This window comes from Candidatus Culexmicrobium sp. (genome assembly GCF_058356305.1).
Window position 1 is genome coordinate 22,024 of the sequence record NZ_JBTVBB010000013.1, and the last position, 20,788, is coordinate 42,811.

Consider the following 20,788-nt stretch of genomic DNA (forward strand, 5'->3'; position numbering starts at 1 on the left):
ACAATGAATATTTACTTAAAAGATTCACACGGTATCTCCCTATATCCATCATGAGAAATCACAGCCAAATCAAAGCCTTCCCCACTTCCTGGATCACGCTTCATTGCAGCTTTAATCGCCCTAACGACTATTGGGATGACTTCTTGAACAGTAATTTCAGGTTTAAGAGAATCCTCCAACACACCTAAAGCTAAAGGTGAACCAGAACCAGTTGCAACATACTTCTCCTCAGTTAAAGTTCCAAAGGGGTCTAGAGAAAATAGTCTAGGGCCGGTTGAATCAACACCTCCAATTAAAACTTGAACTATGAATGGAAATAACCTTGCACTGGCTAAAATATTCGATAAAAGAGTAGCTGCAGACTTCACCTTCATAGGAACACCAGTCGAATACTTATATATTTTAATATTTGAGCTAGCAATCTCCATTATTTGCTGTGCATCTGCAACTACACCAGCCATTGTAGCAGCTAAATGATCATCAAGCCTATAAATTTTCTTAACCTTCTTATGCACTATAATATGTCCAGCAGTGGCACGTCTATCAGCACCTAGCACTACACCATCACTACATACAACACCTATAGTAGTAGTGCCAGAACGTAATATTTTTGAATCTAGTTCTACTCTATCATCTAGAGTTTTAAAGTAAGCCATGCTAAACCTCCACTATAAAATAACTTATTAAAATTCGGATAAAGTGAAGAACGACTACTATTTAAGTGTTACTTTCAAAATTTAAATTACAACAACCATATGTTAGGTTGGTGTTAAATTGAAAATCCATGAAATGGTACTCCCCCAACATATAGTAGTGGGAGTTGGAACATTAAAGCTAATTGGAAAAATATGTGCCAAACTACGTTTAAGAGAAAAAATAGTAGTTGTAATTGGACCACATGTTTATAAAATAATTGGCAAAGAAGTTATAGAGTCACTTGAAGATGAAAAATTCAATGTCGACATACATATAGTGAAGGAAGCAGCAATAGATGAAGTGCAAAAAGTTAGAGAAATAATAAAAGAAGTAAAGGCTAATTCAGTAATAGGAGTTGGAGGAGGAAAGTCAATAGATGTAGCTAAACTAGCATCCTATGAAGAAAATAAACCCTTCATAAGCGTCCCCACTGCAGCCTCCCACGATGGAATTGCCTCACCAAGAGCCTCAGTAAAAGGTTATGGAAAACCAAGCTCAATACCAGCAAAACCACCAATTTCAATAATAGCAGACATAAATGTCATCACTAAAGCGCCATTTAGATTAATGGCAAGTGGATGTGGAGACATAATAGCAAAATTCACCGCAGTTAAAGATTGGAAACTAGCACATAAACTGAGGGGAGAATATTATGGAGAATATGCTGCATCACTCGCCCTACTATCAGCCAACTTAATGGTAAAACATGCCGAATATATATCAAAGAGAATAACTGAAAGTATGAGAACAGTTGTTGAAGCATTAATTAGCTGTGGAATTGCAATGTGTATAGCAGGTAGTAGTAGACCATGCAGCGGCTCTGAACACCTATTCAGCCATGCACTCGACATGATAGCTGAGAAACCGGCCCTCCATGGTGAACAATGTGGTGTAGGAACAATAATGATGATGTATCTTCATGGAGGAAAATGGAAAAAAATTAAGAAAACATTGAGCATGATTGGAGCCCCAGTAAATGCAAAGGAACTTGGAGTAAAAGACTACGAAATAATAAAAGCCTTAACCATCGCACATAAAATAAGGCCAGAAAGATATACTATTTTAGGAGAGTCAGGATTATCATGGGAGGCAGCTGAGAAAGTTGCAGAAATTACAGGAGTCATCGAATAGTAAAATAACACTCATAAGCAAAACCTCGGCAAGAATAGGCTATAAATTCATACATGAAGGAGCAACAGAAGAATGCTTGAAATGCCCTCTAAAAAAAGTCTGCATAGACAACCTAGAAGTAGGAAGAGTCTATGAAGTAATAAAAATTAGAGGAAAGGAACATCCATGCCTATTACATGAAGACAAAGTAGTTATCGTTGAAGTAAAAGTAGCAACCATAGAAGCAGCAATAGAAAAACGCATAGCAATTAACGGAGTAATAATCACATATCATCCAATAAAATGTAACAGGACTTGTCCAAACAGAATAATATGTCAACCAATAGGGTTAAAGGAGGAAGATAAAGTAAAAATCAAAGAAATAAAGGAAGAAGTTAACTGCCCAATAGGATTAAAGCTTGTAAAAACCAGCCTTAAACCAATTATTTCTTAGAAACAACAGTTTCCTCTTCACGTTTAAAAGAGTATTCTTCTACAAATCGTACAGTTGAAATCCTTGGAAAGAACTTTTCAATATCATGGGCTATACCTCTCTTAGCATACTGTAAACCATCAACAAAAAAGGCCTCCTCAGGAATAGTTACCGTCAAAATTTTACCACGGATTCTAACATCAAATTTATCTCCAGGAACACTAGGAATACGTCTATGTATTAATGCTTGAATCTTCTCCTTATTACTAGTTAACTTTTTCACTATTTTAACATCATAAACCAACGTCTTTCCAGCTAGCGGATGATTAAAATCTACAACCACTCTCCCAGCACCAACACTTCTAATTACAGCTAATCTTCCATTAATCTCCACTCTAGCACCTATCCTAGGAGTTATTCCACGTCTAGAAAGCTCTCTAGCAGAAATTACTTTAACTTTAGACGGATCCCTCGCACCAAAAGCCTTCTCTGGAGGAAGCTCAATAGTCTTCTTCTCCTCTGGTTCCATCTTCATCAATTCTTCTTCCAAACCCTCTAAAATCCATTTTTCACCAATAACTACGAGCATCGGCTCATACACTACGTCATCTCTGTAGACATTCTCCTTTTTTGCTATCTCCTCTATCGTTAAATCAAATATTTCACCAGTATCCTTTATTCTAGCTACGTAATCTATTAATATGAAGTCACCATTACTCAGAGGCATTTCAATCCCCTACCCACACACGCATCAAAATAAACACAAAAGTTAATATTATTTTTGTTAACAAATCTCATGATAGAAATGTGTCTTGCAGTACCGGCTAAAGTTATAAGCGTCAATAAACACACTGCCAAGGTAGATTTCGGAGGAATTAAAAGAGAAGTAGTGATAACCCTAATTGAAGATAAACTAAAACCAGGAGACTATATATTAATTCACGCCGGCTTTGCAATACAAAAAATAAATGAAAAAATAGCCATGTCAATAATTGAAACATGGAATGAAATTCTAAGTGAAACATCCAACTCAACAAACAAAAACAATTTATTATAAAGCAATGACTAATACCATGTGGATGATGAGCTGGCTGAGCGCTTAAAATTGATGACGAAAGTTAAAAGCTCTGACACATTAAGCATCAAACGTTAAAATAGAGCAACAAATTTATGTCCATGATGAAAAATCTTTGAACAGCAATGAAAAGCAATATAATCACACTACTAACAGATTTTGGAGAAAAAGATCCATATGTTGCTGCAATGAAAGGAGTGATACTAACCATTGCTCCACATGTAAAAATCATAGATATAACTCATAATATATCAAAATTTAATGTTAAAGAAGGAGCATTTATACTGGCTTCAGTAGTTAACTATTTCCCAGAAAACACGATCCATGTAGGAGTAATTGATCCAGGAGTAGGATCAAAAAGAAAACCAATAATAGTAGTCACAAAAAGAAGCATACTAATAGGACCTGACAATGGACTCTTAATGCTAGCTGCAGAAAAGGAGGGTCTCCTCAAAGTCCTAGAAATAAAAAAGAGTAAATTTCTACTAGGAAAAGTGTCATATACATTTCATGGAAGAGACATATTCGCCCCAGTTGCAGCCTACATAGCGAAAGGAGTAAAACCAGAAGAAATAGGAGACAAGATAGAAGAATACATAAAATTACCATTCCCCAGACCAAAAATCCATAAAAACAAAATATTTGGAGAAATAATTCACATAGACGACTTCGGAAATATTATAACAAATATTTCAAGCAAAGACCTACAGAAAATGTCAATTTCAATAAATAGTAAAATAACCGTAGAAATACAAGGAAGAAAGGAAAAATTAGACTTAAAAGATTCATATAGCAAAGTTAAAATCGGAAATCCACTAGCCATAATAGATAGCTTTGACCTACTAGAAATAGCAGTAAACCAAGGAAATGCAGCTAAACACTACAATGCCAAAATAGGAGGAAAAATAATAGTCACCTTCTAATCTTATCACTTAAGATAAGAGATTTTAACCTCTCAACACCCTTTATATTCCTTATTAAAACTGCAACACTTCTAGGAACAAGACTCTCCCAATCCAAATCCTCAAGCATTCTCCTCCTAACCTCAGTTGAAGAAAAAACATCTCTATCAAAAAAGGGAATACTCTCAACCCTAAAACCAGCCTCAATAAAGAGTCTACGCGTTAACGGTTCATTAGTAAATACAACATCAAATTTAGGAACATAACTAATGACTTGGGCAACCCATACTGAATGCACACCATTAGTATCAGGAATAGGAATTATTAAATATCGATCACAAGGAATATTTGCCTCACTTAAAGCAGATCTAATCATTTCAATACGTTCACCAGTAGTAAATGGATTATCAAGTCTATGACTATACTGGGAACTTCCAAGCACAATAATCAACTCTCTAGCCTGAGAAAGAATATACTTGACACATTTTAGATGACCAAGATGAAAAGGTTGAAACTTTCCAACATACATAGCTCTATTCCACCGATACATAAACCATCCCCCTGAACAAAATATTAAAGAATATTAATATCTTATCCATTTAAATATTTAGCACTACAATTAACTATGTTTTAACCTGACAAGCGGTGAAATAATGAAGAAAATTATAGAAATTGATGGATCAATAGGAGAAGGAGGGGGACAAGTACTACGAACTGCAATAGCACTCTCAGCACTATGTATGAAACCAGTAAAAGTCTACAATATAAGAGCAAAACGATCAAATCCAGGGCTAAGACCTCAACACCTAACAGGCATTAAAATTCTAGCAAAAATAACCAATGCGGAGGTCCAAGGATTATATATAAACTCAATGTCAATAACATTTAATCCAAAACAATGCCAGGCAGGTAAATTTGAATTTAATATAGGAACAGCAGGCAGTATTTCACTCATCCTACAAACAATACTACCAGTACTAGCCTTCGCACCAGGGGAAACCCAGCTAAAAATAATTGGAGGAACCGATGTACGATGGAGTCCACCAATAGACTACATGAAAAACATCTTTATAAAATACCTTGAAAAAATGGGCTATAAAAGTGAAATTCAAGTAATCCGTAGAGGACACTATCCAAGAGGAGGAGGAATAGTAAAAATTACAACTCAACCAGTAAAGAAACTAAAGCCAATAAACATGACAGAGAGAGGAGAAATAATTAAAATTGAAGGAATATCACACTGTGTTAAACTGCCAAGACATGTAGCTGAAAGACAGAAAAAGGCTGCAATAGAAATTCTGAGGAGAGCAGGATATACAAACATTGAAATTAAAACTGAATGGTATGAGCCATCTAAAGATAAGCATCTAGGCCCAGGAAGCGGCATAGTATTATGGGCAATAAGTGATAAAGGGGCAATAATAGGAGCAGACACATTAGGAGAGAAAGGGAAAAGAGCTGAAGAAGTGGGAAGAGAAGCAGCACAAAAATTAATAAAAGAAATAGACAGTAATGCACCAATTGACAGCCATATTGGTGATATGCTACCTCCATACATGGCTATAGCTGATGGAACATCACGAATAAAAGTCTCAAAACTAACACTACATGCAAAAACAAACATAAAAATAATAGAAAAAATATTAGGGGTAAAATTCAACATAAAGGAAAAAGACAATGTAAACATTTGCATTACAGGAATTGGATTAACAAACAAGTACATACACTAACCAATACCAGCCATCTTTAAAGCTTCCTCCAAAACAAGATCAGTTCCAACCCCATCCTTAGCAATCATCTTTAAAAGAGACCTACCAAAAAATTTCTCACATCTATCAATATTCTCATTAGAAGAAATATCAATTTTATTTAAAACCACTAGTATAGGAATCTCACTAAATTCATTTCTAATATCATTAAACAAGGAAAACTGCTCATCCAAAGTGTAACCACTACTTTCAGATGGATCAATAATGAAAATTATTACATTTGCCAAATATCTAATAGCAGAAATAGCTAAGCGCTCAATTCTATTTCTTTCAGATAATGGTCTATCAAGAAGACCAGGTGTATCTATAACTTGGACTCTAACATTATTCCAAAACAAATGACCAACATTTATCTCAGTAGTTGTAAAAGGATACTCAGCTATCTTAGGCTTAGCCGATGAAACTTTATCAACAAAAGTAGACTTACCTACATTAGGATAACCAGCAACTACAAGAATCAATTCATCTGGATTAATTGAAGGAACATTACGCAACTCATTTCTAACATACTCTAAAAGCTTAAGATGCCTCCTTAACCTCTTAATAACAGATGCAATTCTACCATAAGCCTCCCTCCTAATATTTCTAATCTCATCAACATCACTTGACAATTTAATTCGCCTAATATAATCCCTAGTCAATTTACGAATTATCCTTTGAGAAGTAAGCAACCGCCTCCTAGCGCGCTCATAATCTTCAACCCTAACAAGCAACTCTAAGAGAGCTTTATAAAATGGATGTAAAGAATCAAACTTGGGAGTAGAAGTGTAAAAACGATTAAGCCTAGAGCATAAAACATCACAAAAAACCCTCAACCTAACCTCGCTTCCACGCTTAACCCTAAGAAGTAAAGAAGCCCTTGAAGGAATTGAAGGAGAAATCTTCTGACACCTAGAAAAGGCTAATTCTATTAATTCTTCAGCTTCAGGAATACTAACCATCTGAGAAAATGGTTGTTGAACCATGCCTCCTAGACCTCCAAACAACCTCGCCAGACTCTACATTCCTTATCTCCACTATACGATGAAAAGGTATCCGTGCAGATTCACCACTCAAAGAATACTCGAAACTCTGAGGATTAACCTTAGTAATACACCAAGCAGGAATACACTTTAAATTTCCAGGAACCCCTCTGTGTACAAATATAATCTCATATTTTGAAATATCTTCCTCAGGATGCCAAATTATCCTATTTAAAATGTCACGAATCCTACTCATCTCCAACCCTAATAAATTATTAGGAAGCTACTCATAAATAAATGGGAGAAAAAATGAAAAAGGTGATAATCATTGATGGCACACCGGGGACAGGAAAAACCACCATCTCAAAGAGGCTTGCTGAAAGGTTAAATGGAATACACATAGATATCTCAAAACTAGTTGAAAAAGAAAAACTATACAAAAGAATAGATTATGAAAGAAGCAAAACGAAAATTGCAAATTTAAAGCAACTAGTAAAAAGACTAACTGAAATAATTGAAAAAACAGAAAAACCCCTAATAATAGAGGGACACTATGCAGAAATCATACCCAAAAAATACGTTAAATGCGCTATAGTATTAAGGCTAGATCCAAGAAAACTAGAGAAAAGGCTAGAGTCAAGAAAATGGCCTAAAAAGAAAATTCTAGAAAATGTTCAAGCCGAACTACTAGATGCATGCCTAATAAAAACAATAGAAGCATACGGCAAAAACAAAGTCAGAGAAATCGATACAACAAATAAGGAAATTGAAGAAGTAGTCTTGGAAATAATTGAAGCAATAGAAAAAGCAGATAAATATAAACCCGGAAGAATAAATTGGATGGAAAAAATTAGAAGAGAAGGAATTCTAGAACAATATCTAACTAAATTTTCAACCACTAAAACCTAGGAAAGCCAATATTTCATTCCATAAATCACTAATCATATTCATAAAATCCTCAGTTCCAAAACCAACCCTTTGAATTACTTCTTGAACTCCACTTAATACACCAGCCACCATAGAGAAGATTATGGTAAGAGTCATAACAGCTAAACCTATTAGCATACCTTCTTCAAGTAATGGAGAAGCCCTTCGACTTTTAATTAAACATGTGAGGATGGACTTAAACTTATCTATAATTCTCAACTTAACCCGCCATATAAAGAGAAAAAATCTATTTAAGACCCACGCATTAAACTTGGAGCAAACAAGTAAACTAAAACATAAACGACAATTGAAATAAGAGATAAAATTAGAGGATAATCATGAAAAACAATTATTGAAACAAAATAGGTGTTAAGGAAGGACAATATACCTAAAGCCATAAAAACACATGTCTCATCAAGATCTGCTTGAAAATTTAAAGTTGAAAAACCACCACTCAAAGAAGTCATAAAGAGAAAGATTATAGGAAATAGCCTTGCAATCATAGCTAAAACAGCAGAGAAAACAACTGAAATCAAAGAAACCCTAAGCTTCATCCTAGAAAACAGCAAATCAACTTGATACTTTAAAATCCTATTTTTCTTCAAATTTTTCAGCAATTTAAGGGCAGTACTGCTAAAAATCCTTGAATCCCCACTTATAATATGAGCAAAAAGTTGGAGAAGACGTTTACTCTCTCTACTCTTAACCATTCTAGCCAAAATTAGCAAAGAAGACTTTGCACTAACACCAGAATAAATTGAAGATTCAACTAACTCACCAATTAAATTTTTTAGAAAACCATTATACCGCCTATAAGTAGCAATTAGAGATAACTCGGGACTAAAACCAAGCTTTAAATAAGATGAAAAAATTGAAAGAAAATTTTCAATCTCAACAATCTCACTATTCAAGTATGATCTCCAATTACGATTGAAGGGACTTAAAAGAAAAGAGAAAGAAAGAGAAAAAATAAACAGTAAAACAAAGAAGATCATAATTGATACTTCATGGGGAAGAAGAAAAAACCTACTAGAAAAAATAGCCAGCGAAAGTGAAACTAGAAAAGATAACGGTAAAGAAACTTTAGAAAATCTAAGTCTAACCAAGCAAGTTCACCCCAATGGCTGTATAGGCTGCCTCATGAGAAAATATGACATAAAAGTTAAAATGAAAAGTTGAAATGCAACTAAAACAAATATAAGGAGAAATGAGTTACTGAAAAATAATGATGATAAAAAGATCATTGAAACAGGAAAAAGTAAACCTTGTACAATTATAATTAAACAATATAATTCAAGCTTCACCAAGTAATCTTTAAAATATTTTCTAACCTCAAAAGAAGAAAAATTTGAAATAATACTGGCAAACCTTCTACTCATCCATGGAGAAGAAGCCATAGCAGTCAATCCCTCTCTCAATGACAATGAAGGTTGAAAAAGAGCATACCTTTTAAGTAAATGCTGAGGAGATGAACCATTAAAACATTGGAAAAGAATATTCCTAAAATCCCTTGAAATTCTAGGATAATTACCATTACAAATGAAAGCTATAGCTTTAATAAGTGATCTAGTTGAAATTAAAGCTAAATACATTTCTTCCAAAATAAAAAAGGAATACTTTGCAAACAGATTTTTCTCATACTTAAATCTCCTAATAATATAAGTTGACAAATAAAAGTATAAAGAAATAGACAGAAAAAGCGAAATAAAAAATGAAGAAAAAATATTTAGATGCAATGATTTTATCATAAAAATCAATGAGAACAAGAGAAAAATTAATGACAAGTAAATAGATGCACCTATAATACCTCTTAGAGTTAAATCTAAATTATATCTTAAAGAAAAATATTGAATAGCCCTTTCAAGTTCATCAGAAGAAAATTTGTTAGCCACACTATCTGGCAAAGAAGAATTAAAGAGACTAAATACCCTAAACATTAACTTCAATCATAAACCTCCCGATATCAAAGCATCCAGTTCTAACGAAAGCATAAGCCTTAGCAAAAACTTCACTTACCCTTTTTGGAGAAAGAAAACTAAAACCACAGAGAAAATCTATAATTCCCCTATAAAAAGAGAGTTCACTATAAAAAACGCTTCTATTCATTCTTTTTTCCCTACGTATTTTAGAAACTACTGGCGACTCATATAAGTCAATTAAAAGTTTTAAATCATCATAGAAGAAGTCTCTCTTAAAAACGTCCACAACCTTAACTCCATCTAAATTAAAAGTATTCCTACCTACTAAAAGCTCACTAATCCTACACACATAACGTCTATTAAACTTATATTCTAAAACATGCTTCATGAGTATTATCAAATCTAAATCAGCTAGACAAGGAACAGGTATATTATGATGAAAAACCCATCTCACCAGTAACCCTTCTGGAGAACTTGCATGACAAGTTTGAAAACCACGTAACCCTGAAGCTAAAGCATTAAACAACGCCCGAGTATGCTCACTAGTCAATATTTCACCAAGAGAAACATAGCTAGGAGACCTATGAAGAAGTTTCTCTACCTCATAAATCTTCCTCCTCCTAGAATGAGAACGTTCAATAGGGTCAACTCTAAATCTTACTTGATGTTTACTTAAGAAAGATTGCCTTACACTCTCAACTACAGATTCAATTGAAATCTTCCTCCAATGAGGAGGAGTAATCATGTCTAATGCATTAACAAAAGTAGTCTTACCAGAAGCAGGTTCACCAATTACGAGAATATTCCTCCTATTAAATAAACAGAAAATAATATAGGCAGCAGCTTCACTTGTAATGGTTCTATTCCTAACCAAATCAATAATAGTTAAAGGCTTAAATTTAAAACGTCTAAAAATTAGAGAAGGCCCATCAACAGTTAATGGAGGAATATCGACAGATACACGTAAATGAAACAATCTAGTAACCAGGTCAGTTTTAAGTGAAGGAGAAGAAACATCCAAATTTAACCCGCTTTCAGCCTTTAACTGAGTAATTATACGTTCAATATCAAGTTTAGACAAAACGATATTAGTTCTACATCTACCATATTTTGAGTGATCAAGATATAGAAAAGTGTTAGGAGCATCAACAAACAACTCCTCTACATCATCATCAAGAAAGAAGAAATACAACTTATAGAAACCGAGAGAATCAAAGGTTGCTGACAAAGCAATTTGACCAGCAATATGAGAAGGAAATTCAGGAAAAACCCTCCTAATAATCTTTTTAGCCAATGATAATCGATAATCAAATAAGGAAGAAAAATAACCATGACCAATTCTCCTAGGACTCTTACCACTACGCTTAAATCTTAAAATTGTACTTACAGCCCAAATAGAAGGAATATAAGAAAAGCCAGGAAAACTATGCTTCACCAAATAGAGAGGCTCACATGAATTATCCGAGTCAACAACTTCATTAATAAAAAGACCATCACTACAACCAATATTTCTTCTATAAAAGATTCCTTCATCATAATTAGTTAAAGTAAGATCCTTAGCGGAAAACATCTTATTTAACTCACACTTCAACTTCTTAAAAACTGACCTCAATAGCTTATAACTTTTAATTCTCCTACACTTAATTAAAACATTAAGAGACTTGAAAAGCTCATTTAAATCATAAAAAACTAAGCCTACAGAAGAAGACAATAAAAAACATTTAGAGAAAACATCAAATATGAAGTCATCATCCTCCTTCGACAAGTCATCATATAGCTCACCAAAAAATCTAAAATTCCTAATACGAAGAAAACTCACTAATCTAGCCATAGACATAATATAATTTATATCAATGTTTTGATCTTCAAGAAAAGCACTAAAAACTCCTTTCACACTAGAAAAGTTTAAACAGGAAGCTATCACTAACACGTGAGAAGCAATGCAATTTTCAAAACCAACATAATTCACGACCTCACATCTTCTAGGACACTTGAATAATATAGAAACACTGGTGCCATTATATTTCAAAAATGGAGACATAGTACATAGTAAGGTTAGTCCCCCTCAATATGAAAATAACAAAACTATATTAAATCTTCAATTAACCCTCTAATTAATCTCATTATTCTCTTCGAATGATGACGAATAGTATACTCAGTAGACCCCAGATAAATTGATAATAATTTTTGTGAAAGAAGAGGTCTTAAACCCATTCTACCAGTTACAATTTTATCTGAAACATAAACTGTTGAAACAGCTAAGAGATATGGATTCTTACCTAGCCTGAAACGCTCATCAATAAATTCTAAAATCCTATAGGAAACTCTTTCAAGTAGAAGAAAATACTTTCTATGATCAACTTCATAGTCATCAAGTAGTTTTTTAACTCTATGGTTAGATTTCAACCTACTTATAATCTTAGGAATATAGCTCTGGGGACTAGGAATCTTATATTCAAGCTTTAAATTACCCAGTATCAATGAAATTGTTTTAGATAGAGAGCGAAGTATGACTCGATGCCCTATCTTACTAAATGCATCTGAAACTTCACTGAGAGTTAACGGATGATTTAGCTCTCTAGCTGCTATAATTAAAGAGGCAGCAGCTATCAAATAACTTGAACTAATACCTCTACTTAGCTTAAAAGTCTTTATATAAAGATAACATGCCCTCTCATAGACGGATCTCGGTACACGAAGAGTAGAACAAACTCTACCTAAAACATTTAAAGCTCCGATCTTAGTCTTATCTAAATCAAATTTTAAACAAAGATCATTTATGCTCTTGAGCTTATAAAACTTCTTAAAATTCAAAATCATACCCCTACTATCCTTAAATTGACCCTTACATCTCAGAATAATTGAACCTAAACCATCACTTCTAATAGGCTTACCATCAGGATTAACATAAACTTTAGAAGAGGCTGAAAAATCAGATAGAGGTTCTATTTCAAATAAAGGAGGCTTATAAACAACATCTACTATTAATCCACAATTTGAACATACAAGTTCACCATAATCAGATATAACTAACACTCCACCACATTCACTACATCTTTCACTACCATTACCTTTCATAAACGATCCCAAAGAAGAAAAATAAAAAATATCTATTAAATTTTTCTTTATAAGAAAATATATTTAAAAGAACAAATAATACTCTTTAATAAATATAAGGTAAAATTAATCAATTAAAGACATACTAGAGGGAGAGATAAATGAAAGTATATGTACCTCAACACTCATTTAACAAGTCCAACCCAAATATCAGATACATCACCTAGAAAATCATCCATACTAGTTAGTCTAAATTGTAGTCCATGAAAAGAAATCCAATATTTAACTTCACCTTTCTCCCTACTTTTCTTAAACACTGTGCCATTAAGTATTATGAGAGGAAAACCATACTGCTCTAGATCGTTGAGGGAGAGAGGATCACTAGACAAAACCATCTTAATAATGTCATCCTCAGTTATTTTAGAAAATATTAATTGCTCTGGCAATTCCAACTTGGAGGATAACGGCTCCTCTACACCCACAAGGGATATGAGGAGTACTCCTGAAATCTCAGTTCTCTCTATACTCTCAACCCTAAAAGACACAGCACGCCTCATATCTCTCAACCAGAAGAGGCTATAAAACAAAAAACAAATAAATTATTCTGTTCCAATCCAATTCAGTTGGAGGAAAATGTATGGTGAGTAGTCTAACTAGTGCAGGAAGCTCTAGATTTTTAAGAGAACTTGCTTCATTACTAGACAAAATGGTTAGTGTAAAGACAATACATGGAAAAGCATATAGTGGCCGTTTAGTGGGTTATGATCCCTCTACGTTAAGTCTATGCTTATCAGACGCAAGAAGTGAAGAAGAAAAAGCAGTCTATGCAAGAGTGTTTATTAGGGGAGACGTCATCTCTGAAATCATAAGACAAGAAGAGCCATTCGACTTAAAGGGGCTTGCTAGAAGATTGGAAAAAATGTTTCCAAATATGGTTAAACTCTATGAAGATGCAGGTGTCATAGTTGTCATGGATAAAATTCGAGTAACAGAAGAAGGAGTTGTTGAAGGAACAGGTCCAGTAGCCGAAAGAGTAAGAAGAGTGTATGAGCAATTTATATCAGAAAAGAAAGCCAGTGAATAATGTAATGACATTTGAGATTAAAGAAAGAGATTTGGCAGGAAGAATAGGGAAACTAAGAACAAAGAAAGGAGTACTTGAAACCCCAATTTTTCTTCCCGTAATAAACCCCTGGAACAACATTATACCAGTCAAAGAAATGAAAAATAAATTTAATCTAGAAGCAGTTATAACAAATGCATATATAATAAAGAAAAAATTAATAGTAGAAGGAAAAGAAGTCTATGACGTCCACAAACTAATAGACTTTGAAAAAATTGTAATGACAGATTCAGGAGCATACCAACTACTAACATATGGAACAATAGATCTAAAGGCAGAAGAAATAGTTAAGATACAAGAAAAACTAAATAGCGATATAGCAGTCATACTTGACATACCAACATCAAAGGAACTAACCTATCAAGATGCACTAAAAACAGTAAATGAAACTCTAAGAAATGCTGAAATAAGCTTGAAAGCTAAATCTAGAGAGGATATTCTATGGGTTGGACCAGTACAAGGAGGACAACATAGAGAGCTAGTTAAATTTTGTGCAAGAAAAATCAGCAAAATGAATTTTGACATTTACGGAATTGGAGGGCCAACACAATTTATGGAAGCATATCAATTTGACGAATTAATCGACCTTGTAATTACAGCTAAAATGGAACTCCCACTAGAAAAACCAGTCCACCTATTCGGTGCTGGACATCCACTAGTAATGCCACTATTAGTGGCAATGGGATGCGATACCTTCGATTCAGCATCCTATGCATTATATGCAAAGGATGAACGATACATAACACCCACAAGAACAATAAAATTCTCTAGACTAAAATACCTACCATGCAACTGCAATATATGTTCAAAACTTGAAGTTGAAGAATTAAGAAAAATGGAGAGAAAAGAGAGAATAAAATTAATAGCCGAACATAACTTGACAATAATATTAAAGGAAATGAAGGAAATAAAACAAGCAATATATGAAGGATCACTATGGGAGCTAATAGAAATAAAGGCTAAAGCACATCCACGGCTATATAAAGCCGTTAAGAAACTAGAGAAATACAAAGGATATCTAGAAAAATTCGATCCAATAGTAAAAGGAGAAATTAAAGGATTATTCTACACTGGAAGTGAAGGCCTAATACGCCCAGAAGTATCAAGGCATCTGACAAAAATTAAGAGAAATATCAGATTCCCAAATAAGAAGACACTTATATTAATACCGGATCCACAAGAGAAACCATTCAGCAAAAGTAAATACGTAAAAGAAATCATAAAAATCATTAAAAAAAGCTGTAACAAAGAAAAAATAAGCGAAATACATGAATGTGTCTATTGCATACCCTTCGGCATAATACCACTAGAACTAGACGAAGTATATCCACTCTCACAATATGAAGCAGTTGAAAGCAAAAATGAAGAAGAAAGAAAAATGATATTCAACTCAATCAAAGAACTCATTATCAACAATAAATACAGAAACATCATCTTCATATACAAAGAAGATACATTAAAAACAATCATAGAAAAATTAAGGCAACTATGTCGGGAAAGAAAGATCATACTCCACATAATAGGAAAAGATGAATATGAAAAACTTACTAACATACTAGGAAAGTTATATTGAGATGCAACAGCTACTTGAAAGTAATATCTAACTACATGTATGAAAGACGCTTACGCTCACCCTTCATCTGTTCACTCCACTCCTTCAAAAGTAATTGAACTTCCTTCTCAATTCTTTGAGCATCCATCTCCAACTTAGATATATCAACATTCAAGTCGTAAAAGTCATTTAGAAATTCAATAGCCTTAGCAGCAGCCAATGGATCAGGCCTAGAAGCATCTGCATAGGGTAAAATAGCTAATGCAGGGAAATTTCTAACCTCAAATCTCGACAACATTAAGGCAAGCAAACCATATGCATATAATCCATGTTCAAGAACAGGTAAATTAAGATCCTTCCATTTATCCTTAAAGGCAGAGGTCATCATAAAGCGATAAAAATCATCCTCTCTTCTCTTAAACTGCCTATTTAGACCCCCAATTAAAATAGCCTCTGAAAAACCACACTTAACAACCCAATTAGCAATCTTCAATGAAAATTTATTTTGCTCTTTTAAATCAGGTAGAACTTGAGTTAAAAGAAAAACATAGCACGAATACTTATAAAGTTCAAAGGGAGTAAAAACACCAACATCACTAGCTGAAACAATTGGCGGTAAATTTAAAGTCTCAATAAAACCTACCCTCTCAGCCTTCAACTCGTAAATCAAATGCTTAATGGCAATGAAACCAGTCAAACCTATACCATGAAAACCAGTAATAAATACATTTCCAGTAAAATCCAAATCATCATCCAAAAGCACTATCCTAACCACCATTCCCACCACACTACACAACTTTGATAAACCCCAATAAAAAATAAACTATAGTCAAAAAATTAAAAGAGGACTGGCAATGACAAAAATTAAGATAGACATTTTAGGCGGAGCAAGAGAAGTAGGAAGGTCAGCCATACTGCTAAAGACTGAAGAAAAAAAGATACTGCTTGATTATGGAGTAATGTTTGGTGATGGAGAACCAGAATTTCCACTACACGTAGCACCAAAAGAGTTAGATGCAATAATTCTAAGCCACGCCCACTTAGACCATTCAGGAGGACTACCATTACTCTACGTTACGGAAAACCCAAAACTAATGACAACAAAGCTAACAGCAGAAATAACTGAGCTACTAATACAGGACTTCATACATATATCAGGATACTTCTTACCATACGAACATTTAGAATTAAAAAGTATGATGCAATCAATAACGTACATAAACTATAATGACACTATGCGAATAGGACCATTTAAAATAAAGTTTCTAAATGCAGGACATATCCCTGGAAGCCTAATGACAATAATAGAGGTAAACAATAAAAAAATACTCTATACAGGCGACATAAACACGATAAACACAAGATTACTAAAGGGAGCAACAAAAAAGCTCCCAAAACTAGACGCAATAATAATTGAATCCACATATGCAACCATCACCCATCCAGAGAGAAAAGAAACAGAAAAAAAATTCATTAAAGCAATAACCGAAATAGTTGATAATGGAGGAATAGTACTAGTCCCAGCCTTCTCAGTTGGAAGATCACAGGAAATATTATGTGTCATTGGAGCATATAAACTAAAATATCCAGTTACACTAGACGGTATGGCAAGAAAAGCCAGTAGAATAATGCTTCGACACCCAAAATTCTTTAGAAACTACAAGCTATTAGTTAGAGCACTAGAAAAAGCAAAGTGGGTATCAGGATGGTCAGATAGGAGAAAAGCATGCAAAAAGCCAGGAATAATAATTTCACCAGCAGGAATGCTAAAGGGAGGAAACGCAGTATTCTACATGAAAAAACTTGCAAGAAATGAAAGAAATGCAGTATTTATGGTGTCCTACCAAATCCCAGGTACACCAGGCCACATCCTACTAGAAAGTGGAGTCTTCAACTTTGGAAAGAGAGTAGAAAAAGTAAAGGCAAAAGTAGAATGGTTCGACTTTTCATCCCACTGTGGACGAAAAGAACTACTAGAAATTATAGGTAAAATGAGGAAAAATACGAAAGTTATACTTGTACATGGAGAAGAAAACGACATGGAAAAGCTAAGTGATGAAATAGTTGAGAAATTTAAATTAGAAGTAATAATACCAGAGAACGGCGATAGCTTAAAGATTTAATTAAATTTAAGTGGTGAGATTTGAATCCACGATCTCAGCCTTGTGATAACACAACAATAGAAGTTGATATCTAAAATTAAGTGTAATTTAGCTTGTCAATACCGAAGACTGAGACAAAAGTATAATTAATGTAAGTTCAAAGCATTACTCCATTTTAAAAGATTAATCATAGTAAAAATATTGGATAGAAGGTTTTCATGCAATTTTAATGTAATTTATAGCCGCAGTTAGAGCAAAACCTGTCACTTGGCTCAACTTTGACACCACACTCTGGGCAGAATTCTAATGATTTAACACGCATCCTTCTACCCTTTTCCACTCTTTTTCCAATAGGAATGCCGGATTTAAGTATGCTCTTATACTGGTCAGATTGTATCCAGTTTTTAACTTCCCTAGTTCGCAGGATAAGCCATGGATGAGTTCGTTGAACACCATAGAATATTTTATAAAGCCTCGATAGCTTGTCTTCAGAAAACATCTCAAATTCCTCTGCCTGTCGTAATATGGCTTCAACATTAACTTCCTTCCATATCTTCTCAACAGGCGCTGCAAGCTTCATTAAAGCTCTTACTGAAGCATCATCATCCTGAGCAACTAAAAGTCCAGCTCTATCAGCGCTAAACTCAGCTCTCCTACTCCAAGCAAGTAAGGCTAGCTCTAAACCAGTACCTAGAAGGCGTCCTATACCTAAAGTCATTTGACCAATTATAGCGAGAATCTGGGATAAATACTGAGCCATCGTCATGTACAAGACATGGCCACATTTATAATGTCCAAGCTCATGTCCAAGAACAAATCTAAGTTCATTCTCATCAAGTACTTCCAAGAGCCCACTTGAAATCACAATAACTGGCATAGTAAACCCAGTAGTGTATGCATTTGGCCATGGATTACGCTCAATGAAAAAGTCAGGCGGAGGATCTATATCGAGAACTTCACAGCACTCCTTATACACCTTCCACAAGCTCGGGCATTGCTCATCAGAAACCTTAAGACTATCAGCGAGAAGTTGCATACGAATAATCCTTTCAAGCCCCAATTTCATTACCTGCTTCGTAAGCCAGTCAAACCCCTTAACCTTCTTAACGACCTCCAAAGCCTTAACATCAGCAGAGTGCTGAAAATCCTCAGCACTTAAACCTGGAAAACAAACTCTTACTTTACTTGAAGCCCCCAACCTTAAATCCTCCAGCAATTAAACTCTCTCACATAAACCTTTAAATAAAATTTTTGCATTAACGCAATAAAACAAGAAAACTCACAGCTAACCTGGTTCTAGTCGCATTACCTCCTCCGAACCTTTATATACAAGCAGAGAAGACAAGAAGACTCTGATTTCACTTAGCTTCTTACCGTAATTCATCATGATTAAAAATATACTATCTGCGTAGAAACTCGGTTATAAATGCTTTAATAGGTCCATCTTTAACAATAGTTAAGAAATGTTACAATCTTCAGTATATTCTTGACCTAATCGAAGCTCAAATAAAATACTGGAATACACCAAATAGGTTTAAACACTTCCCGCTAGACTTTCCTAGCTCTAATTTGTCACACTTCATGTTAAAGCTTAACCACACTCTTCCTCACATGCTTTTAACATGCCTCTAACTACTTTAACGGAATTTTCAGAAATCACAACTTCCTTCCCGTTCTAGTTAGATATGCTAGCATTATTATTGTTATTGGTGCGGCTTCAAATCCTTCTCTCAACATCATTAGGAATTACGCTAAATCGTTTCTACACTAAATTTATGTTTACCTAAACTATTCATTTCTTTACGATACAATCTATTACCCTTGCGGTAAAGTTAATATTTGTCTAAATCTATAGTGCCATAAGTTTACTTATCAAGGAGCTTTAGAATTGAGAGTAGTTAGAATGTATATTTGTCGATTTGATGAAAACGACTATTCTCCTCTTACTACCAAGGTTGCTGAGGAGTTAAGGAAGAAGTATGAAGTTCTAGAGGAAAAAGATGATATTTTAAAGATTTATGTTGATAATGTTGTATGTTACTTTAAGGTTGATGTGATAGATAAATTTCTTTTATTGACTTCAACTTTTGAGTTTGATGGTTTTTCGGAGGATTTTTTAAGTTTCTTCGATTTTTCTGGATTTTTCCCTTACATTTCTTCTTTAAATATTCTTTCGACTTTTACTGTATTCATATTTCCAGTTGAAAGTGAAGATTCTGCTTTATCTTTAATTGAAAAATATTCTTCTTTTATGTCTAGGCCTATAATGGGTGTCGGAGTGATTAGGGGTTGTTTATTTTCAATTCTTGATCCTGGAGAAGAGCTTTTCGATAGATGCTATCTTGTTTTTCCTCTTTCTTCTTCAAGTAAAATTGTTGAGAAGAATTTGAAAGAGATTATCGATTATGTTAAGTATATTGCAGTTTATACTGCTGAGCTCTCAAGGCTTTATGATGATTGTAGGAAGCTTTTTGCTACTTTCCAGTCTAGGGAGGAGGAAGTTAAGGGTAAGACTAAAGAGTTTATGTGGCGGTTGATTAAACCTGAACCTATAGAGTTGGAGCTTCTTGCTTTCTGGCTGAATTATATTATGGAGAAAATATTGAATTTTTCTACTATGATTTCAACTATGAGGGCGAATTATGTTGAGGCTAAATTGACTATTTCAAAGATGATGAGTATTTTTAAGAGGTTGAATGAGAAAAGTTTTGAGGATTATCCGAGAAATTTCGATGTAGACTTTGAAGTTTATGATAGAGTTCTAAAAACTTTTGAAAGTAATATTGTTAAGGGTGTTGAACTTAAGGCACATTTAGAGACAGTTATGGATGAAATTAGAGTTTATCTTCGTTTTCAACAGCAGAAAATTGCTCTTGAGGAACAAAAAGCCTCAAAAGAACAGTTAATCAGACTAGTCGATCTACAGAAAATATTTCATAAAATAGAGTTATTCATTGTTGCTGTATACATAACAGAAATGGCTAGAATAATTTTTGAGGTAATAGCTCATGAGACAGCCATGATTCTAACAGCCCTCTTTATTCCCATATCACTACTTCTAGCCATGGGTGTTAGCCGTCTATTACATAGAAGAAAGCATTAAGTCAACGTCTCTTAGAGTTTAGGCTTCCTACTTCCTTCCACTAGCTAAAATATATATA

At 34.0% G+C, this 20,788-nt stretch carries 23 protein-coding genes; 11 read left to right on the forward strand and 12 right to left on the reverse strand.

Going from position 1 to position 20,788, the window contains the following annotated elements:
• Positions 1-11: 11 nt before the first annotated feature.
• The gene (gene psmB / locus ACW8TM_RS03590; protein WP_491531908.1) at positions 12-656 is read right to left on the reverse strand and encodes an archaeal proteasome endopeptidase complex subunit beta; all 645 of its coding nucleotides are present in this window, start codon (positions 654-656) and stop codon (positions 12-14) included.
• A 124-nt stretch (positions 657-780) separates the two neighbouring features.
• On the opposite strand from psmB, the gene ACW8TM_RS03595 reads away from it, so the two are divergent.
• Positions 781-1,827, forward strand: coding sequence for an NAD(P)-dependent glycerol-1-phosphate dehydrogenase (locus tag ACW8TM_RS03595; RefSeq protein ID WP_491532000.1), 1,047 nt, complete (start codon positions 781-783; stop codon positions 1,825-1,827).
• Positions 1,799-2,260, forward strand: coding sequence for a UPF0179 family protein (locus ACW8TM_RS03600; protein ID WP_491531909.1), 462 nt, complete (start codon positions 1,799-1,801; stop codon positions 2,258-2,260). Before ACW8TM_RS03595 ends, ACW8TM_RS03600 begins: the two co-directional genes overlap by 29 nt.
• Here ACW8TM_RS03600 and ACW8TM_RS03605 read toward each other — a convergent pair.
• On the reverse strand, positions 2,250-2,966 hold the full coding sequence (locus ACW8TM_RS03605; RefSeq protein ID WP_491531910.1) for a peptidylprolyl isomerase: 717 nt from the start codon (positions 2,964-2,966) through the stop codon (positions 2,250-2,252). The genes ACW8TM_RS03600 and ACW8TM_RS03605 overlap by 11 nt on opposite strands.
• A gap of 78 nt (positions 2,967-3,044) precedes the next feature.
• Here ACW8TM_RS03605 and ACW8TM_RS03610 point away from each other — a divergent pair, with 78 nt between their 5' ends.
• Positions 3,045-3,296 (forward strand): HypC/HybG/HupF family hydrogenase formation chaperone, encoded by a 252-nt coding sequence (locus ACW8TM_RS03610; RefSeq protein WP_491531911.1) that lies wholly within the window; start codon positions 3,045-3,047, stop codon positions 3,294-3,296.
• Between the two features lie 143 nt (positions 3,297-3,439).
• On the forward strand, positions 3,440-4,237 hold the full coding sequence (locus ACW8TM_RS03615) for an SAM hydrolase/SAM-dependent halogenase family protein (RefSeq protein WP_491531912.1): 798 nt from the start codon (positions 3,440-3,442) through the stop codon (positions 4,235-4,237).
• On the opposite strand, the gene ACW8TM_RS03620 is transcribed toward ACW8TM_RS03615, so the two are convergent.
• The gene (locus tag ACW8TM_RS03620) at positions 4,227-4,766 is read right to left on the reverse strand and encodes a nicotinamide-nucleotide adenylyltransferase (RefSeq protein ID WP_491531913.1); all 540 of its coding nucleotides are present in this window, start codon (positions 4,764-4,766) and stop codon (positions 4,227-4,229) included. The two genes, ACW8TM_RS03615 and ACW8TM_RS03620, sit on opposite strands and share 11 nt — an antisense overlap.
• Before the next feature lie 103 nt (positions 4,767-4,869).
• Between ACW8TM_RS03620 and rtcA the strand changes: the two genes are divergently transcribed.
• A complete protein-coding gene (gene rtcA / locus ACW8TM_RS03625) occupies positions 4,870-5,946 on the forward strand; it encodes an RNA 3'-terminal phosphate cyclase (RefSeq protein WP_491531914.1) in 1,077 nt (358 codons plus the stop codon).
• Here rtcA and ACW8TM_RS03630 read toward each other — a convergent pair.
• Both ACW8TM_RS03630 and ACW8TM_RS03635 read right to left on the reverse strand, forming a co-directional pair.
• Positions 5,943-6,950 carry an NOG1 family protein gene (locus tag ACW8TM_RS03630; protein ID WP_491531915.1) on the reverse strand — a complete coding sequence of 336 codons (1,008 nt, stop codon included), beginning with the start codon at positions 6,948-6,950 and terminating at the stop codon, positions 5,943-5,945. The genes rtcA and ACW8TM_RS03630 overlap by 4 nt on opposite strands.
• Positions 6,919-7,203, reverse strand: a complete 285-nt coding sequence (locus ACW8TM_RS03635; RefSeq protein WP_491531916.1) for a DUF504 domain-containing protein — start codon at positions 7,201-7,203, stop codon at positions 6,919-6,921. Before ACW8TM_RS03635 ends, ACW8TM_RS03630 begins: the two co-directional genes overlap by 32 nt.
• Positions 7,204-7,256: 53 nt before the next feature.
• Between ACW8TM_RS03635 and ACW8TM_RS03640 the strand changes: the two genes are divergently transcribed.
• Entirely contained in the window at positions 7,257-7,856 is a 600-nt protein-coding gene (locus tag ACW8TM_RS03640; protein WP_491531917.1) for an adenylate kinase family protein, read from the forward strand.
• On the opposite strand, the gene ACW8TM_RS03645 is transcribed toward ACW8TM_RS03640, so the two are convergent.
• Together ACW8TM_RS03645 and ACW8TM_RS03650 are read right to left on the reverse strand one after the other, a co-directional pair.
• Positions 7,839-8,093 carry a hypothetical protein gene (locus ACW8TM_RS03645; RefSeq protein ID WP_491531918.1) on the reverse strand — a complete coding sequence of 85 codons (255 nt, stop codon included), beginning with the start codon at positions 8,091-8,093 and terminating at the stop codon, positions 7,839-7,841. The genes ACW8TM_RS03640 and ACW8TM_RS03645 overlap by 18 nt on opposite strands.
• A 32-nt stretch (positions 8,094-8,125) precedes the next feature.
• Positions 8,126-8,785 carry a hypothetical protein gene (locus ACW8TM_RS03650; protein ID WP_491531919.1) on the reverse strand — a complete coding sequence of 220 codons (660 nt, stop codon included), beginning with the start codon at positions 8,783-8,785 and terminating at the stop codon, positions 8,126-8,128.
• A gap of 19 nt (positions 8,786-8,804) precedes the next feature.
• Here ACW8TM_RS03650 and ACW8TM_RS03655 point away from each other — a divergent pair, with 19 nt between their 5' ends.
• The gene (locus ACW8TM_RS03655; RefSeq protein ID WP_491531920.1) at positions 8,805-9,053 is read left to right on the forward strand and encodes a hypothetical protein; all 249 of its coding nucleotides are present in this window, start codon (positions 8,805-8,807) and stop codon (positions 9,051-9,053) included.
• A 750-nt stretch (positions 9,054-9,803) separates the two neighbouring features.
• On the opposite strand, the gene ACW8TM_RS03660 is transcribed toward ACW8TM_RS03655, so the two are convergent.
• The 3 genes from ACW8TM_RS03660 to ACW8TM_RS03670 form a co-directional block, all read right to left on the reverse strand.
• Positions 9,804-11,762 (reverse strand): ATPase, T2SS/T4P/T4SS family, encoded by a 1,959-nt coding sequence (locus ACW8TM_RS03660; RefSeq protein WP_491531921.1) that lies wholly within the window; start codon positions 11,760-11,762, stop codon positions 9,804-9,806.
• Between the two features lie 116 nt (positions 11,763-11,878).
• The gene (locus tag ACW8TM_RS03665; RefSeq protein WP_491531922.1) at positions 11,879-12,871 is read right to left on the reverse strand and encodes a transcription initiation factor IIB family protein; all 993 of its coding nucleotides are present in this window, start codon (positions 12,869-12,871) and stop codon (positions 11,879-11,881) included.
• Positions 12,872-13,035: 164 nt separating this feature from the next.
• Complete coding sequence (locus ACW8TM_RS03670) at positions 13,036-13,407, reverse strand: hypothetical protein (RefSeq protein WP_491531923.1); 372 nt, start codon at positions 13,405-13,407, stop codon at positions 13,036-13,038.
• 80 nt (positions 13,408-13,487) lie between these two features.
• Between ACW8TM_RS03670 and ACW8TM_RS03675 the strand changes: the two genes are divergently transcribed.
• Both ACW8TM_RS03675 and tgtA read left to right on the forward strand, forming a co-directional pair.
• On the forward strand, positions 13,488-13,934 hold the full coding sequence (locus ACW8TM_RS03675) for an Lsm family RNA-binding protein (RefSeq protein WP_491531924.1): 447 nt from the start codon (positions 13,488-13,490) through the stop codon (positions 13,932-13,934).
• Between the two features lie 4 nt (positions 13,935-13,938).
• Positions 13,939-15,546, forward strand: a complete 1,608-nt coding sequence (gene tgtA, locus ACW8TM_RS03680; RefSeq protein WP_491531925.1) for a tRNA guanosine(15) transglycosylase TgtA — start codon at positions 13,939-13,941, stop codon at positions 15,544-15,546.
• 31 nt (positions 15,547-15,577) lie between these two features.
• Here tgtA and ACW8TM_RS03685 read toward each other — a convergent pair whose 3' ends face one another.
• Complete coding sequence (locus ACW8TM_RS03685) at positions 15,578-16,300, reverse strand: proteasome assembly chaperone family protein (RefSeq protein WP_491531926.1); 723 nt, start codon at positions 16,298-16,300, stop codon at positions 15,578-15,580.
• Between the two features lie 79 nt (positions 16,301-16,379).
• Between ACW8TM_RS03685 and ACW8TM_RS03690 the strand changes: the two genes are divergently transcribed.
• Complete coding sequence (locus ACW8TM_RS03690) at positions 16,380-17,648, forward strand: MBL fold metallo-hydrolase (protein WP_491531927.1); 1,269 nt, start codon at positions 16,380-16,382, stop codon at positions 17,646-17,648.
• Positions 17,649-17,853: 205 nt separating this feature from the next.
• On the opposite strand, the gene ACW8TM_RS03695 is transcribed toward ACW8TM_RS03690, so the two are convergent.
• The gene (locus ACW8TM_RS03695) at positions 17,854-18,843 is read right to left on the reverse strand and encodes a M48 family metallopeptidase (protein ID WP_491531928.1); all 990 of its coding nucleotides are present in this window, start codon (positions 18,841-18,843) and stop codon (positions 17,854-17,856) included.
• A 672-nt stretch (positions 18,844-19,515) separates the two neighbouring features.
• Between ACW8TM_RS03695 and ACW8TM_RS03700 the strand changes: the two genes are divergently transcribed.
• Positions 19,516-20,730, forward strand: a complete 1,215-nt coding sequence (locus ACW8TM_RS03700) for a hypothetical protein (protein WP_491531929.1) — start codon at positions 19,516-19,518, stop codon at positions 20,728-20,730.
• Positions 20,731-20,788: the final 58 nt, after the last annotated feature.